We start from the raw sequence: 15,285 nt of genomic DNA, 5'->3' as shown, positions 1-15,285 counted from the left end.
CCGCCGCCGACGACGGAGGTAAGGCACACATGGCACCGTACGAATCCGACGGCAGCACGCCCGCCGGCGAGGCCGAGGACGTACGCGACGGGCGGCGCACCGCCGCACGGTACGTCGTCCCGGTCGCGGTGGTGGGAGTGGCGGCCGCGACCATCGGGCTCGTCCCGGCGTTCGCCGGATCCGGTGACCCGGATCTGCCGAAGATCAGCGCCCAGCAGCTCATCGAGAAGATCGCCAAGTCGGACGTCCAGCAGCTGTCCGGCACGGTGAAGATCAGCACGGACCTGGGCCTGCCCAACCTGGGCGGCCTGGAGAGCAGTCTCGCCTCGGGCGCACTCTCGCAGGGCGCGGGCGGCAAGAGCGGCTCGGCCGCGGACCCGAGCGCCAAGCTGCTGGAGCTGGCCACCGGCACGCACACCGTGCGCGTCGCCGCCGACGGCCAGGACAAGCAGAAGATCTCCCTCATGGAGAAGGCCGCCGAGTACAGCGTCATCCGCAACGGCGACCAGGTGTGGACCTACGACAGCGCGTCCAACGAGGCCTTCCACGCGACCGGCGCGGGCGACCACAAGGGCGCGAAGGCGGCGCCCGAGGACATGCCGGCCACGCCGAAGGACATGGCCGAGGAGGCCCTCAAGGCCGCCGACAAGACGACGTCGGTCACGGTCGACGGCACCGCGCAGGTCGCGGGCCGCGACGCGTACAAGCTGCTCATCCGGCCCAAGCAGTCGGGTACGACGGTCGGTGCCATCAGCATCGCGGTCGACGCGAAGACGGGACTGCCGCTGAAGTTCACCCTGACCCCGGCGTCGGGCGGCGCGGCCGTCGTCGACGCGGGCTTCACCGAGGTGTCGTTCAGCAAGCCGGCCGCGTCGGCGTTCACCTTCACGCCGCCCAAGGGCACCAAGGTCACCCAGGGCGACGACCTGAAGGACGAGGGCAGGGCGCCGTCCCACGGCACCGAGAAGTCGGCGCACGGCGACTGGAAGGCGGCGCGCGGCTCCGAGAAGGCGGTGCCCGGCACCGAGCCGAAGACCATCGGCGAGGGCTGGAACTCCATCTACGTCCTCGACTCGGGCAGCAAGGGCGGCGTGCCCTCGGGCACCTCGTCCAAGGGCGACGCGTCCAAGGGCGGCGCGGTCGCCGGTTTCCTGGGCTCCCTGGGCGACCACGTCAAGGGCAAGTTCGGCTCGGGCACGGTCTTCTCGACCCGCCTGGTCAACGCCCTGATCACGGACAACGGCAAGGTGTACGTGGGCGCGGTCACCAAGGACGCGCTGGTGAAGGCGGCCGACGCGGGGAAGTAGTCCCCCCGCGCGGCACGGATGGCTGGAGCAGGGGAGCAGGAGAGTCCATGGAGGAACTGCCCGCCGGGGAAGGGGAGTCGCACGGCTCCGGGGCGACGGTGAGCGACCCGGGCTCCCAGGAGGCCCCCGAGGCCGAGGAGGCCCCGGTCATCGCCACGCGTGCCCTCACCAAGCGCTACCGCGGCGGGCAGCTCGCCGTGGACGGACTCGATCTGACCGTCCCGGCGGGCAGCGTCTTCGGCTTCCTCGGGCCGAACGGCTCGGGCAAGACCACCACCATCCGCATGCTGATGGGCCTGATCGAGCCCACCTCGGGCACGGCGCGCGTGCTGGGGCGGCCCATGCCCCGCGCCTCGCGCGCCGTGCTCCCGCACGTCGGCGCCCTCATCGAGGGCCCGGCGCTCTACGGCTTCCTCTCCGGCCGCGGCAACCTCCTGCGCTACGACTCAGCCGACCCCACCGCCGACCCGCGCACCCGGCGTGCCCGGGTCGGGACCGCGCTGGACCGGGTGGGCCTCTCGGCGGCGGCTGGCAAGAAGGCCAGGGCGTACTCCCTGGGGATGAAGCAGCGCCTGGGCCTCGCGGCCGCCCTGCTCCAGCCCCGCCGCCTTCTCGTCCTGGACGAGCCGACCAACGGCCTCGACCCGCAGGGCATGCGGGAGATCCGCTCCCTCGTCAGGGAACTGGCGTCCGAGGGCACGACCGTCTTCCTCTCCTCCCATCTGCTCGACGAGATCGAACAGGTCTGCACGCACGCCGCCGTGATGGCGCAGGGCCGGCTGATCGCGCAGGGCGCGGTGGCGGACCTGGCGGCCGGGGCGCGCGGACGTCTTGTCGTCACCACCCCGGACATGACGGAGGCGGCCCGCGTCCTGAAGGAACAGGGCGTCGCCGACGTGGTCGTGGGGGACGGCCGGGTCACGGCGGATCCCCCGGAGGGCGAACCGGCGGACGTGAACACCGCACTGGTCACCGCCGGAGTCCGCGTCCGCGGCTTCGGCGTCGAACGGGCCTCCCTGGAGGACGCGTTCGTGGCGCTGACGGGAGAGGGATTCGATGTCGCAGGCTGAGTGGACGGGGCCGGACCGGACCCTGGTCGCGCGGGAACGCAACCCGTTGTGGTCCCTCGGACTGCTGCGCAGTGAGCTGGTGACCACCCTTCGGCGCTGGCGTACGCTCGCGCTGCTGGCCGTACTCGCGGCCGTACCGATCCTGGTCGGGATCGCCGTGAAGGTGGAGACCGGCGACGGTCCCGGTGCCGGCGGACGAGGCGGTGAGGGCGGCCCCGCGTTCATCGCGCAGATCACCAACAACGGCCTGTTCCTGGTCTTCACCGCGCTCGCCGTGACGCTCCCGTTCTTCCTGCCGATGGCGGTCGGTGTGGTCGCGGGCGACGCGATCGCGGGGGAGGCCAACTCCGGCACCCTGCGCTATCTCCTGGTCGCCCCCGCGGGCCGCACCCGCCTCCTCCTCGTCAAGTACGCCACCACGATGGCCTTCTGTCTGCTCGCCACCCTCGTCGTCGCGCTCTCGGCGCTCGCCGTGGGCGCCCTGCTCTTCCCGCTGGGCGACCTGACGACGATCTCGGGCACCCGTATCGACTTCGCCGACGGCCTCGGCCGCGCCCTGCTCATCGCGCTGGCCGTCGCCGCGTCCCTGACCGGGCTCGCGGCCCTGGGGCTGTTCGTCTCCACCCTCACCGACAGCGGAATCGCGGCCATGGCGACCACGGTCGGTCTGGTGATCACCGTGCAGATCCTCGACCAGATCCCCCAACTGCACGCACTGCAGCCGTACTTCTTCCCGCACTACTGGATGTCCTTCGCGGACCTCATGCGCGACCCGGTCTACTGGGACGATCTGACCCGCAACCTCGGCCTCCAGGCCCTGTACGTGGCGGTCTTCGGCTCGGCGGCGTGGGCGCGCTTCACGACGAAGGACATCACTGCCTGAGGGCGTCTACCCCGCTCACCCGTTCAGGGCGTCGAAGCCGTCGAAGCCGTTGAAACCGTCGAGGCCCCACTCCGCAAGGGGCGGGTCGGATCCTGGGACAGGCCTGTGACGCTGCGGTGACGCCGGAAGGGCATGGCGGCCGCAGACTTCACATAGGCCGATCGGACATCGTGGCCGGGCCCGGGTGAGGAGGGGCAGGATGACGCGTACGGCACTCAGGGCACGTACGACGGGTACGGGACGCAGAGGACACCGGACCCCGCCCGGTCCGCGTACGCTTGCCTGCCGTGTGCTCGTCGTCGCGGGCACCCCCACCGCCGCCCTTTTCTCGACCGGCCGACCCGAGTGAGGGGAACGATGTCTCGACTCAGCCGCGAACCCGAGCGGGGAAGCTCCGCCGCCGTGGCCGCGTCCATGGAGGGAACGGAGTCCGGGATGACGCCGATCGAGGTCCATGTGCCGGTGGGCGCGCGGGACGGGGCTCCCGATGCCGGGACCGGGATCGGGATCGGGGCGACCGTCGGCGGGATGCCGGTGGTCGCGGCACCGGGGGAGTCGGTCCAGCAGGCCGTCCTGAACCACCTCCACCGGCTCGCCCTCACCGCGGGCCACCCTGTCCTCGCGGCCGTCCGTGACGAGCGGATCGGGTACGTGGTGTCGGTCCGGGTCCTGGTCGACGGATCGAGCGAGTTCACGGGGGAGCCGAGGCAGCTGGACACGCCCGACACGTCCGCTTGCCCGGCCGACGCGGCCACCGCGGGGGACGTACCGGAGCGCCCCGGAGCCGCCGTCGCGACCTGCATGGTGCAAGCGGCGCCCGAGCAGGAGCCGCTGATCACGGCGACGTCAGGACCGGCCCAGGTGTGGCCGAGGGCTGAGGGCGTGGTTCCGGGGACGGTCCAGCCCCCGACCGGAACCTTCGGGCCTCCGACAGGGATCTTCAGCGCCCCGACAGGAACTTTCGGCTCCCCGGCGGGGGCCTTCGGCTCCTCGGCGGGGGCTCTCGGGCTTCCGCCGGTGACCGCTCCCGTGTGGCCGGCGCCCGCGACCGAGCCGGACGATCCGCAGACGCCGGAGCCCGACTTCGGGTCCGGTCTCGACTCGCACTCCGCGCCCGAGTGGCAGCCCGCCCCCGTCCCGGCTCCGCCGGCCGTTCCCGTCACCGGGGACGAGGAGGCGCCCGTGGAGCCGCCGGTACGCGAGTTCGACTCCGTCGCCGAGGCGGTGCTCGCGCCCGACGCGGACATGGCCGGGCCCCTGGCCGGGCCCCTGGCCCGGATCAACGAGGCCGTGAAGGAGGGCCGGATCACGGAGGCCTCCGAGACGGCCGAGCGGACCCTGGCCGAGGCCTCCGGGACCCTCGGCGCCGACCACCCCGATGTGCTGCGCCTGCGCGAACTCTCCGCCTACGTCGCCTACCTCGCCGACGAGCCGCTGCGCTCGTTCCGCCTCTCGCTCGACCTCGCCCGGGTCCGCCGTCGTCAGTGCGACGCGCGCGGCGCGTACGGCAATGTGCAGAGCGCGGCGGCCGCCTGGCGTGCCGTCCGTGATCCGTACCAGGGCCTGGACCTAGGCCGCGACCTCATCGAGGTGTGGAGCGAACTCGCCGCCGGACCGGGCCCCGCCGCGCGCGACCTCGAGCAACTGGAACGCGCCCGCACCCGTATGGGCCGGCTGTCCGAGCGCGCCCGCGCCGCCACCGGCGAGGCACCCGTCGGCGTCCAGTGACCCGAGGGGTCGTGGGCCCTCGGACCCGCAGCCTTGGGTCCGCCCGGTGACGCAACCGCCGTCCACGGCACTCGTCGGTCGACGGGACCCGTACTGAGCCGCGCGGAACCCCGTCCGGCCTCGGGCCCCGGCAGGAGCCGACCGCCCCGTACTACGACGTGGCGTCCACCGGATCGGGGCCGGCCGCCACACCGTCCGGGTTCCGCGGCGCGCTCACAGTCCCGGAGACGGTGGGGACGGAGCCCGCCACCACGGAGCGGCCCTTGAGCGCGCGCGCCGCCGCGCGGGCCGTGCGCAGCGCGTCCCCGGTCAGCAGTGCCAGCGCGACCCAGACCAGCGCGAAGCCCGCCCACCGCTCGGGCGGCATCGCCTCATGGAAGTAGAAGATGCCCAGCAGGAACTGGAAGACAGGCGCCAGGTACTGCAGCAGACCGAGCGTGGACAGCGGCACCCGGATCGCGGCGGCGCCGAAGCAGACGAGGGGAAGCGCGGTGACCACCCCGGTGGCGGCGAGCAGCGTCGCGTGCCCGGCGCCGTGGGAGGCGAACGTCGCCCGGCCCTGCGCCGACAGCCACAGCAGATAGACCAGCGCGGGCACGAACTGCACGGCGGTCTCCGCGGCCAGCGACTCGATGCCGCCCAGGCCGATCTTCTTCTTGACCAGCCCGTACGTGGCGAAGGAGAAAGCGAGACAGAGGGAGATCCACGGCGGACGGCCGTACCCGATCGTCAGCACGACCACGGCGGTGAAGCCGACCGCGACCGCCGCCCACTGGACGGGCCGCAGCCGTTCCTTCAGAAGCAGCACGCCCATCGCGATGGTGACGAGCGGGTTGATGAAGTAGCCGAGCGAGGCCTCCACCACATGGCCGCTGTTCACGGCCCATATGTACACGCCCCAGTTGACGGTGATGACCGCCGCCGCCACCGTGATCAACGCCAGCTTGCGGGGCTGCCGCAGCAGCTCGCCCGCCCAGGCCCAGCGCCGCATCACCAGCAGCGCCAGGGCGACCAGGGCCAGCGACCACACCATGCGATGGGCGAGGATCTCCATCGCCCCGGCGGGTTTCAGCAGCGGCCAGAAGAGGGGGACGAGCCCCCACATCCCGTACGCCGCGAAGCCGTTCAGCAGACCTGTCCGCCGCTCGCCCGTCGACTTCTCGGCCACGGGCCCTCCTCACTCGCTCTCGGCTGCTCCTGTGCAGCATCCAAGAAGGTAACGCGAGGACCCCCGCCCGTCATACCCGTATCGCCATACGGTCATGACAGGCGGGGGGCCGTGGTGATCAGGAGCCTGCCGAGGCGGTGTCAGCCCTTGAGCGCGGCCGTGATCGACTCGGTGAACGGGGCGGTCGGGCGGCCGGCCAGCCGGGAGAGGTCGCCGGTGGTGACGGCCAGCTCGCCCTTCTCGATGGCGACGTCCACGCCGGCCAGGATCGCGGCGAGGGGCCCGGGCAGTCCGGCGCCGGTCAGGATGCCGCTGTAGACGTCCAGCGGGACGGCGTTGTAGGCGATCTCCTTGCCAGTCTGCCGGCTCAGCTCGGCGGCGTACTCGGCGAAGCCCCATGCAGTGTCGCCGCTCAGCTCGTAGGTGGCGTTCTCGTGGCCCTCGCCGGTCAGCACCGCGACGGCGGCGGCCGCGTAGTCGGCGCGGGAGGCGGACGCGACCCGGCCCTCACCGGCGGCCTGGACGACCGCACCGTGCTCCAGGACGGGGGCCAGGTTCTCGGTGTAGTTCTCGTGGTACCAGCCGTTGCGCAGCAGCGCATACGGCACGCCCGACTCGACGATCAGCTGCTCGGTGGCCCGGTGGTCGTCGGCCAGGGCGGCGGTCAGGCTGCCGGGGGCGCTGGTGTAGGCGAACAGGGCCACGCCGGCGGCCTTGGCGGCTTCGAGGACGACCTGGTGCTGGCCGACCCGGCCCTTGTCGAACTCGTTCCCGGAGATCAGCAGCACCTTGTCGCCGGCCGCGAAGAGGCCGCCGAAGGTCTCGGGGGCGTTGTAGTCGGCGACCGCGATCCGCACACCGCGGTCCGCGAAGCCGGCGGCCTTCTCCGGGGTGCGTACGACGGCGGTGATCTGGCCGGCCGGAACCTTCTCCAGCAGCTGCTCCACCACGTGGCGGCCGAGGTGTCCGGTGGCTCCGGTGACGACAATGCTCATGACGGGATCTCCTTGTGGGGTGGGTCTGACACTCACCCTAGGAGGGGCACTAACTGTTGGAAAGTACCCACTTCGAAGTAAGGTACTGGTATGACGGTAAGTGCTTCACGCCCCTCCGGCGCCCCGGCAGTCCGTGCAGCCGCCCCGGCAGTCCGTGCGACGGACGCCGACGCCGCGATGTGCCCCTACCGGATCGTCCTGGAGCACGTCACCAGCCGCTGGGGTGTCCTCGTGCTGATCGAGCTGCTCGACCGCCCCTACCGCTTCAGCGAGCTGCGCCGGGCGATCGGCCGGGTCGGCCGCGTCAGCGAGAAGATGCTCACCCAGACCCTGCAGACCCTGGAACGGGACGGCCTGGTGCACCGCGACGCCAAGCCGGTGATCCCGCCGAGGGTCGACTACTCCCTGACCGACCTGGGCCGCGAGGCGGCCGACCAGGTGCGTGCGCTGGCACTGTGGACGGAGCAGCGGATGCCCGACGTCGAGCGCGCCCGCCACACATACGACGAGGCCCGGACGCGGAGCGCCCAGGCCTCGTAGAACCGCTCTCTTCCGGCTCTTCTAGCCGACGACCGTCCAGGTGTCCCCGCCCGCCAGGAGCGCGGCCAGGTCGCCCTTGCCGTTCTGCTCGATGGCGGTGTCGAGCTGGTCGGACATCTGCATGTCGTAGACGGGCCGGTCCACGGAGCGGAAGACGCCGATCGGGGTGTTGTGCAGGGTCTCCGGATCGGCCAGCCGGGACAGCGCGAACGCCGTCGTGGGCGAGGCGGCGTGGGCGTCGTGGACCAGGATCTCCGCCTCGTTCTCCGCGGTGACCGGGACGATCTTCAGATCGCCCGTGCGCATGTCCCGGAGGACACCGCGCGAACCCTCGGCCCCGAACCGGATCGGCTGCCCGTGCTCCAGCCGGATCACGGTCTCCTCCGCGGTCTGGTTGTCCTTGAGGGCGTCGAAGGCGCCGTCGTTGAAGATGTTGCAGTTCTGGTAGATCTCCACCAGTGCGGTGCCCGGGTGGGCGGCGGCCTGACGCAACACCTCGGTCAGGTGCTTGCGGTCGGAGTCGACCGTGCGGGCCACGAAGGATGCCTCGGCGCCGATCGCCAGCGACACCGGGTTGAAGGGCGCGTCCAGCGAGCCCATCGGCGTCGATTTGGTGATCTTGCCGACCTCGGAGGTGGGCGAGTACTGGCCCTTGGTCAGCCCGTAGATCCGGTTGTTGAACAGCAGGATCTTCAGGTTGACGTTGCGGCGCAGGGCGTGGATGAGGTGGTTGCCGCCGATGGACAGCGCGTCGCCGTCACCCGTGACCACCCAGACCGACAGATCGCGACGCGAGGAGGCAAGCCCGGTCGCGATCGCGGGAGCACGGCCGTGGATGGAGTGCATGCCGTACGTGTTCATGTAGTACGGGAAGCGCGACGAACACCCGATGCCGGAGACGAAGACGATGTTCTCCCTGGCCAGGCCCAGTTCCGGCATGAAGCCCTGGACGGCGGCGAGGATCGCGTAGTCGCCGCAGCCGGGGCACCAGCGCACTTCCTGGTCGGACTTGAAGTCCTTCATGGACTGCCTGGCCACGGCCTTCGGGACGAGGGAAAGCGCCTCGATAGTGTCCGTGCCTTCCGTGGTCGTCTCAGCCATCGATGGCCTCCTTGAGAGCCGCGGCGAGCTGCTCGGCCTTGAACGGCATACCGTTCACCTGGTTGTACGAATGGGCGTCCACCAGGTACTTCGCCCGGACGAGCGTGGCGAGCTGACCGAGGTTCATCTCGGGGATCACCACCTTGTCATAACGCTTCAGAACCGGACCGAGATTCTGCGGGAACGGGTTGAGGTGCCGCAGATGGGCCTGCGCGATCGACTCGCCCGCCGTGCGAAGCCGCCGTACCGCCGCGGTGATCGGGCCGTACGTCGACCCCCACCCGAGAACGAGGGTCCCCGCCTCGTGCGGGTCGTCGACCTCCACATCGGGTACCACGATTCCGTCGACCTTCGCCTGACGCGTGCGCACCATGAACTCGTGGTTGGCCGGGTCGTAGGAGATGTTGCCCGTGCCGTCCTGCTTCTCGATGCCGCCGATGCGGTGCTCCAGGCCCGGGGTACCCGGGATGGCCCATGGGCGGGCGAGGGTCTGAGGGTCGCGCTTGTAGGGCCAGAACACCTCGGTGCCGTCGTCCAGCGTGTGGTTCGGACCCTGGGCGAACTGGACCCGGAGGTCCGGCAGCTCGTCCACCTCGGGGATCCGCCAGGGCTCGGAGCCGTTCGCCAGATAGCCGTCGGAGAGCAGGAACACGGGCGTGCGGTAGGTGAGCGCGATCCGGGCCGCCTCCAGGGCCGCCTCGAAACAGTCGGCCGGGGTGCGCGGGGCGATCACCGGAACCGGCGCCTCGCCGTTGCGCCCGTACATCGCCTGGAGCAGGTCGGCCTGCTCGGTCTTGGTCGGCAGGCCGGTGGACGGCCCGCCACGCTGGATGTCGACGACCAGCAGCGGCAGCTCGAGGGAGACAGCGAGCCCGATGGTCTCGCTCTTGAGGGCCACACCGGGGCCGGAGGTCGTGGTGACCGCGAGTGAACCGCCGAACGACGCGCCCAGCGCGGCACCGATCCCGGCGATCTCGTCCTCGGCCTGGAAGGTCCGCACACCGAAGTTCTTGTGCTTGGACAGCTCGTGCAGGATGTCCGAGGCCGGGGTGATCGGGTAGGAACCCAGGAACAGCGGCAGATCCGCCTGGCGCGAGGCGGTGATCAGGCCGTAGGACAGGGCCAGGTTCCCGGAGATGTTGCGGTACGTGCCCACCGGGAAGGCCTTGGCGGCCGGCGCCACCTCGTACGAGACCGCGAAGTCCTCCGTCGTCTCGCCGAAGTTCCAGCCGGCGCGGAAGGCGGCGATGTTGGCGGCCGCGATGTCCGGGTTCTTCGCGAACTTCGCGCGCAGGAACTTCTCGGTGCCCTCGGTCGGCCGGTGGTACATCCACGACAGCAGGCCCAGCGCGAACATGTTCTTGCTGCGCTCGGCCTCCTTACGGCTGAGGTCGAACTCCTTGAGCGCCTCGACGGTGAGCGTCGTGAGCGGCACCGGGTGGACGCTGTAGCCGTCCAGCGTGCCGTCCTCCAGCGGACTGGCGGCGTAGCCGACCTTCTGCATCGCCCGTTTGGTGAACTCGTCCGTGTTGACGATGATCTCCGCGCCGCGGGGCAGATCGCCGACGTTGGCCTTCAGAGCGGCCGGGTTCATGGCCACCAGGACGTTCGGCGCGTCGCCGGGGGTGAGGATGTCGTGGTCGGCGAAGTGCAGCTGGAAGGACGAGACGCCCGGCAGGGTGCCGGCAGGGGCGCGGATCTCGGCTGGGAAGTTCGGCAGGGTGGACAGGTCGTTGCCGAAGGACGCCGTCTCGGAGGTGAAACGGTCCCCGGTGAGCTGCATTCCGTCACCGGAGTCGCCCGCGAACCGGATGATCACCCGGTCGAGCTTGCGCACGTCCTTCGCGCTCGCCGGTTTGCGCTGTTCTCCTACGACGGCTCCGTCGGCCTGCTCCGCTGTCCTGCTGACCTGGCTGGTCACTGAACTGGACCTCCTTCGAGGCAGCTGTCGGGGTGTGGCCGTCCCGTCGGCCTACCCGAAATCAACCCTACGTCGGTAAGGGTCGCCTTCCCTCGGCGTCTCGCACGATGGACGCGATCGAGGGGCAGTCCGACGACCTGGTGTGCCATGTTCTCTCCGCCTCCCGGCGCTGTTTTCGACGACGCTCCCTGTTCATCATTCGGTGCTGGTACTTCGGGGTGCTGCCTTGCGGCCGTGCCGGTGTCCGGCCCGGCCCCGAGAGGCCGTCGGGTGCGCGCCTGAGCGTCCCGCCGCCTGACACAGTGTCGGTCGATCAGGAGTTGAGGTAGGTGAGCACGGCCAGAACACGCCGGTGATCCCCGTCGCTCTGCGCCAGGCCGAGCTTCAGGAAGATGTTGCTGACGTGCTTCTCCACGGCTCCGTCACTCACGACCAGCTGCCGGGCGATCGCGGAGTTCGTCCGTCCCTCGGCCATCAGTCCGAGGACCTCCCGCTCACGCGGAGTGAGCGCGGCGAGCACGTCCTGCTTGCGGCTGCGGCCGAGCAGCTGGGCGACCACCTCCGGGTCCAGCGCCGTACCCCCTTGGGACACCCGCACCACGGCGTCCACGAACTCGCGCACCTCGGCGACCCGGTCCTTGAGTAGATAGCCCACCCCGCGGCTGGAGTCGGCCAGCAGTTCGGTGGCGTACCGCTCCTCCACGTACTGCGACAGCACCAGGACACCGAGCCCCGGGTGCGCCTTGCGCAGCTGCACCGCGGCCCGGACACCCTCGTCCGTGTGCGTCGGCGGCATCCGGACGTCGGCCACGACCACGTCGGGCAGCTCGCCCCGGTCCGCCAGCTCGGTGATGGTCTTGATCAACGCGACCCCGTCACCGACACCGGCGACGACCTCATGCCCGCGGTCGGTCAGCAGCCGGGTCAGGCCCTCCCTGAGCAGCACTGAATCCTCGGCGATGACCACCCGCACCCTGTCCTCCACGATCCTCGGCCCCCCGTGCCCTTTGTCTTCGACCGTGCGTCTGCGCGTCCGGCGATGTCCTGGACGCCCGACGCCCAGCCCCCTTCTGCACCTCAGTATCGCGCGATCCACACTTCCACATCGGGCCTGTGGATAAGCCTCGCGCGGCCGTGTTGGGAGGCGATTTCGTGCCGTGGAAGGGGTGGTGGGGCGGGGCGGGCCGATGGGCCCGGGGCTTCGGGACGGGCGGGAATGCGGCCGGTGGCGGGTCAGGGTGGCGGGCACGGGATGACGGAGCGGCGGGTCAGGGAGACGGGGAGGGGTGCGGCGGGGGTGGGGCATGGAGTGGGGGGTCCGTGGGGTTCCGTCAGGGCGCGTGGGTCGGGTGTCTTCGGGTGTGGGGTGCCGAGGTGTTCGAGGGGCTAGGAGTCCTGGTCGGTGAGGTGTGGTCAGTCAGGACGATCGCCAGGGCAGTTCGGCGGTGATTCGGGTCGGCCCCCCGGGCGGCGAATCCACCACCAGCACCCCGTCCACCGCGTCCAGCCGCTCCGCCAGCCCGGCCAGTCCCGACCCGCTGGAGGCGTCCGCGCCTCCCACCCCGTCATCGGCCACCTGGAGCAGCAACCGCTGCTCCGCCCGCCACACATCGACGGAGGCCGACTTCGCCCCGCTGTGCTTGCTGACGTTCTGCAGCAGCTCCGACACGGTGAAGTACGCGATTCCCTCGATCGCCGGGGCCGGCCGCGACGGCAGGTCCACCTCCACCCGCACCGGCACGGTGCACCGCGAGGCCACCGCCGACAGCGCCGCGTCCAGTCCCCGGTCCGTCAGCACCGCCGGATGGATCCCGCGTGCCAGGTCCCGCAGCTCCTGCAGAGCCGTCTTCACCTCTCCGTGCGCCTCGTCCACCATCCGAGCCGCCGCCTGAGGGTCCTGCGCCAGCTTCTCCTTGGCCAGCCCCAGATCCATGGCCAACGCCACCAGCCGCGCCTGCGCACCGTCGTGCAGGTCCCGCTCGATGCGCTGGAGGTCCGCCGCCGCCGTGTCGACCACCACGCCCCGGTCCGACTCCAGCTCCACCACGCGGGTGGCCAGCCGCGACGGCCCGAGGAACCCCTGCACCAGCAGCCGGTCCACGGTGGTCAGCCCCCGGACGATCCACGGCGTGGCCAGCGTGATCAGCAGGCCCACCAGTGCGGTCACCGTGATCTCGAACGGGTTGTCGAGGTAGACGCTGTGGGCCTCGTCGCCGTAGAGCTGAATGCCGCCTCGGCCGCCGTACATGGGGAACACCCAGAACCACAGGGGATAGGTGAGCAGTCCCCATCCACACGTCCAGAAAGTGACCCCCACGACGAACGAGAAGACCGCCCACGGGAACTGCAGCACCGTGTACAGCATGTGCCGCCACGACACCCCGCTCCGGAGCATCGCCCCGACCCAGGCCATCGGCCCCCGCCTCTTCACTACCAGGGGCCCCGGCTCGGCCACCTCGAGCCGCAGCAGCCCCCGGGCCCGCGCCCGCTCCAGCGCCCCGAAGCCCCGGCATCCCGCGAGGGTCGCCGCGAGCACCGGTATCCCCAGGAACGTCACCAGCAGGCCTGCGCCGAGTGAGAGCATCGTGACGCTGTAGCTGAACATCAGGGTCCCGAGGGGCAGGCTCAGCAGCAGATAGCAGAACTCACCCCAGCTGCGCCCCTCGAACGGCGCCCGCAGCACGACCGGAAGCCGGTGCGGCCGCCTTCCGGCGCCGGGGGATTCCGGGTCGTCCCACTCTCCGTACCCCTGCCCGTAGTACGTCGCCATCGGTGTCTTCCGTTCTCCTCGTCGTCCACCCCGGTGCGCTCGGTCCGTGCTGGCCTCTCCGGGTTCGTACCTCTACCCTCCCGGTCCCGCGCCCGCCCGGCCATGGAGCGCGTCGGCCTCTTGGAACGGGGGTTTTCCCCACCCCCTACGACGGGCGCGCACGCCTCGGGGACGAGCCGAGGCGAGCCCACATACGCAGAAGCGGCCGCACGCCTCCGCGCACGACCGCTCCCTGCCGTACAACTCGCGCGTACGCCCTACCGCCCGGGCGTCTTGTCCTCCCGGTCCCGCCACGGCAGTTCCGCCGTGACCGTCGTCGGGCCGCCCACCGGGGAGTCCACGGCGAACACGCCGTCGACCGCGTCCAGCCGCTCCGCCAGCCCCGCCATGCCGGTGCCGCCGTCGAGGCGGGCGCCGCCGCGACCGTCGTCCCGGACCTGGATGAGCAGCCGTTCCTCCGAGCGCCAGACATCGGCGGAGGCCGACCTCGCCGCGCTGTGCTTGCTGACGTTCTGCAGCAGCTCGGAGACCGTGAAGTACGCGATGCCCTCGATCGCCGCGGCCGGTCTCCGGCTGAGGTCCACGGTCACCTTGACCGGCACCGTGCAGCGGGTGGCGACCGCCGACAGCGCCGCGTCCAGTCCCCGGTCGGTCAGCACCGCCGGATGGATGCCCCGCGCGAGGTCCCGCAGCTCCTGCAGCGCCAGCTTCACCTCGCCGTGCGCCTCGTCGACCATCGCCGCCGCCGCGTCCGGGTCCTCCAGCAGCTTCTCCTTGGCCAGTCCGAGCCCCATCGCCAGGTTCACCAGCCGGGCCTGCGCCCCGTCGTGCAGGTCGCGCTCGATGCGCCGCAGGTCGGCCGCCGCCGTGTCCACGACCACCCCGCGGTCGGACTCCAGCTCCGCGATGCGCCGCTCCAGCTCGTCGGAGGGGGACAGCAGGACCCGCGCCATCGCCCGGTCCACGTTCGTCAGCCCGCGCGCCAGGAAGGGCAGAATCGGCCACAGCACGAACAGCGATACGAGGGTCACCGTGAAGGTCAGGATCCCCCAGGGCAGCCGGATGAAGCCGTACAGCATCGTCCGCCAGCCCACGGGATCCTTCAGGGCCATCCACAGCCGCTGGACCAGTCCACGGCTTCTGAGCAGGCGCAGCGGTGTCGGCTCGTCCACGCGCACCCCGAGCAGCGCCCTGGCCCGCGCCCGCTCCAGCTTGCCGATCTGCCGGGCGCCCGCCAGCCCGGCCGCCAGCACCGGGAGACCGATCACGGTCACCGTCAGCCCCGCACCCGTGGACAGCACCGTCACGGCGTAGATGAACCCAACCAGCGACATCGGCAGGTTCGCGAGCAGATACGCGATCTCTCGCCAGGTGTGCCCGTCCAGGGCGAGACGCGCGGGCGGCGGGTGCTCGTCGTGGTCCCGGACGCTCTGGGGCGTCATGCGTTCGGTCATATCTGCCGGCCTCGTTCGGTCATGTCTTTCAGCCTGCCGTGCCGCCCGCCGCGACACCATGAGGCGGGCCGCCGCGATCCGGTGGGGAAATCCCCACCTTCCGGGGGCGGCGAGGCACGCCTATGGAGACGGTGCGCGCGTTCTCGGGGGCGCTGGGCGGGTTTTCGGGGTCCCGTGAGGCGTGCGCGCGGTTGCACGATGGGTAGTGACCGGAGCGCACGGGGGAGGGCCGGCCCGTCTCGAGGTGTGACGGGCTGCTTACCCTCTCTTTAGCAGGGCCTAGACTCCCGTGCGTACAGATCGTCGAACACAACGTTCACCAGAGTCACGAGGTCAGGGAGCGAGGGG

General features: G+C 71.2%; 12 protein-coding genes. 5 read left to right on the top strand and 7 right to left on the bottom strand.

The window, feature by feature from the left end; genetic code table 11:
- Positions 1-29: 29 nt before the first annotated feature.
- The 4 genes from ACFYX0_RS01710 (at position 30) to ACFYX0_RS01695 (ending at position 4,988) form a co-directional block, all read left to right on the top strand.
- On the top strand, positions 30-1,307 hold the full coding sequence (locus tag ACFYX0_RS01710; RefSeq protein ID WP_388965140.1) for an outer membrane lipoprotein carrier protein LolA: 1,278 nt from the start codon (positions 30-32) through the stop codon (positions 1,305-1,307).
- Between the two features lie 47 nt (positions 1,308-1,354).
- Complete coding sequence (locus ACFYX0_RS01705; protein ID WP_388965138.1) at positions 1,355-2,377, top strand: ABC transporter ATP-binding protein; 1,023 nt, start codon at positions 1,355-1,357, stop codon at positions 2,375-2,377.
- Complete coding sequence (locus ACFYX0_RS01700; protein WP_311701280.1) at positions 2,364-3,260, top strand: ABC transporter permease; 897 nt, start codon at positions 2,364-2,366, stop codon at positions 3,258-3,260. The genes ACFYX0_RS01705 and ACFYX0_RS01700 overlap by 14 nt, the downstream gene beginning before the upstream one ends.
- A 357-nt stretch (positions 3,261-3,617) precedes the next feature.
- Positions 3,618-4,988 (top strand): tetratricopeptide repeat protein, encoded by a 1,371-nt coding sequence (locus ACFYX0_RS01695; RefSeq protein WP_388965135.1) that lies wholly within the window; start codon positions 3,618-3,620, stop codon positions 4,986-4,988.
- Between the two features lie 151 nt (positions 4,989-5,139).
- On the opposite strand, the gene rarD is transcribed toward ACFYX0_RS01695, so the two are convergent.
- Both rarD and ACFYX0_RS01685 read right to left on the bottom strand, forming a co-directional pair.
- Positions 5,140-6,156, bottom strand: coding sequence for an EamA family transporter RarD (rarD, locus tag ACFYX0_RS01690; RefSeq protein ID WP_355908473.1), 1,017 nt, complete (start codon positions 6,154-6,156; stop codon positions 5,140-5,142).
- A 140-nt stretch (positions 6,157-6,296) separates the two neighbouring features.
- On the bottom strand, positions 6,297-7,151 hold the full coding sequence (locus ACFYX0_RS01685; protein WP_388965132.1) for an SDR family oxidoreductase: 855 nt from the start codon (positions 7,149-7,151) through the stop codon (positions 6,297-6,299).
- A 177-nt stretch (positions 7,152-7,328) separates the two neighbouring features.
- Here ACFYX0_RS01685 and ACFYX0_RS01680 point away from each other — a divergent pair, with 177 nt between their 5' ends.
- A complete protein-coding gene (locus tag ACFYX0_RS01680) occupies positions 7,329-7,691 on the top strand; it encodes a helix-turn-helix domain-containing protein (protein ID WP_311701475.1) in 363 nt (120 codons plus the stop codon).
- A gap of 21 nt (positions 7,692-7,712) precedes the next feature.
- Here the strand turns inward: ACFYX0_RS01680 and ACFYX0_RS01675 are convergent, their stop codons facing one another.
- The 5 genes from ACFYX0_RS01675 to ACFYX0_RS01655 all read right to left on the bottom strand — a co-directional run bounded on the left by ACFYX0_RS01675 (position 7,713) and on the right by ACFYX0_RS01655 (position 14,937).
- Positions 7,713-8,792: a 2-oxoacid:ferredoxin oxidoreductase subunit beta gene (locus ACFYX0_RS01675; protein WP_388965129.1), complete on the bottom strand. Its 1,080-nt coding sequence runs from the start codon at positions 8,790-8,792 to the stop codon at positions 7,713-7,715.
- On the bottom strand, positions 8,785-10,713 hold the full coding sequence (locus ACFYX0_RS01670) for a 2-oxoacid:acceptor oxidoreductase subunit alpha (RefSeq protein WP_388965126.1): 1,929 nt from the start codon (positions 10,711-10,713) through the stop codon (positions 8,785-8,787). The genes ACFYX0_RS01675 and ACFYX0_RS01670 overlap by 8 nt, the downstream gene beginning before the upstream one ends.
- Positions 10,714-11,026: 313 nt before the next feature.
- Positions 11,027-11,686 (bottom strand): LuxR C-terminal-related transcriptional regulator, encoded by a 660-nt coding sequence (locus tag ACFYX0_RS01665; protein WP_388965333.1) that lies wholly within the window; start codon positions 11,684-11,686, stop codon positions 11,027-11,029.
- Positions 11,687-12,130: 444 nt separating this feature from the next.
- The gene (locus ACFYX0_RS01660; protein ID WP_388965123.1) at positions 12,131-13,483 is read right to left on the bottom strand and encodes a sensor histidine kinase; all 1,353 of its coding nucleotides are present in this window, start codon (positions 13,481-13,483) and stop codon (positions 12,131-12,133) included.
- A gap of 257 nt (positions 13,484-13,740) precedes the next feature.
- On the bottom strand, positions 13,741-14,937 hold the full coding sequence (locus ACFYX0_RS01655) for a sensor histidine kinase (protein ID WP_388965121.1): 1,197 nt from the start codon (positions 14,935-14,937) through the stop codon (positions 13,741-13,743).
- Between the last annotated feature and the right edge of the window lie 348 nt (positions 14,938-15,285).

Origin of the sequence: Streptomyces sp. NPDC002573 (genome assembly GCF_042889625.1) — a bacterium.
Lineage (GTDB): Bacteria > Actinomycetota > Actinomycetes > Streptomycetales > Streptomycetaceae > Streptomyces > Streptomyces gibsoniae.
The sequence above is the reverse complement of the archived record's forward strand: the minus strand, read 5'-3'. Positions and strand labels throughout refer to the sequence as shown.

Excerpts from the sequence above, each read along its gene's own strand:
- ACFYX0_RS01710 (WP_388965140.1), top strand. The coding sequence starts at position 30 with ATGGCACCGTACGAATCCGACGGCAGCACGCCCGCCGGCGAGGCCGAG.
- ACFYX0_RS01705 (WP_388965138.1), top strand. The coding sequence starts at position 1,355 with ATGGAGGAACTGCCCGCCGGGGAAGGGGAGTCGCACGGCTCCGGGGCG.
- ACFYX0_RS01700 (WP_311701280.1), top strand. The coding sequence starts at position 2,364 with ATGTCGCAGGCTGAGTGGACGGGGCCGGACCGGACCCTGGTCGCGCGG.
- ACFYX0_RS01695 (WP_388965135.1), top strand. The coding sequence starts at position 3,618 with ATGTCTCGACTCAGCCGCGAACCCGAGCGGGGAAGCTCCGCCGCCGTG.
- ACFYX0_RS01685 (WP_388965132.1), bottom strand. The coding sequence starts at position 7,151 with ATGAGCATTGTCGTCACCGGAGCCACCGGACACCTCGGCCGCCACGTG.
- ACFYX0_RS01680 (WP_311701475.1), top strand. The coding sequence starts at position 7,329 with ATGTGCCCCTACCGGATCGTCCTGGAGCACGTCACCAGCCGCTGGGGT.
- ACFYX0_RS01675 (WP_388965129.1), bottom strand. The coding sequence starts at position 8,792 with ATGGCTGAGACGACCACGGAAGGCACGGACACTATCGAGGCGCTTTCC.
- ACFYX0_RS01660 (WP_388965123.1), bottom strand. The coding sequence starts at position 13,483 with ATGGCGACGTACTACGGGCAGGGGTACGGAGAGTGGGACGACCCGGAA.
- ACFYX0_RS01655 (WP_388965121.1), bottom strand. The coding sequence starts at position 14,937 with ATGACCGAACGCATGACGCCCCAGAGCGTCCGGGACCACGACGAGCAC.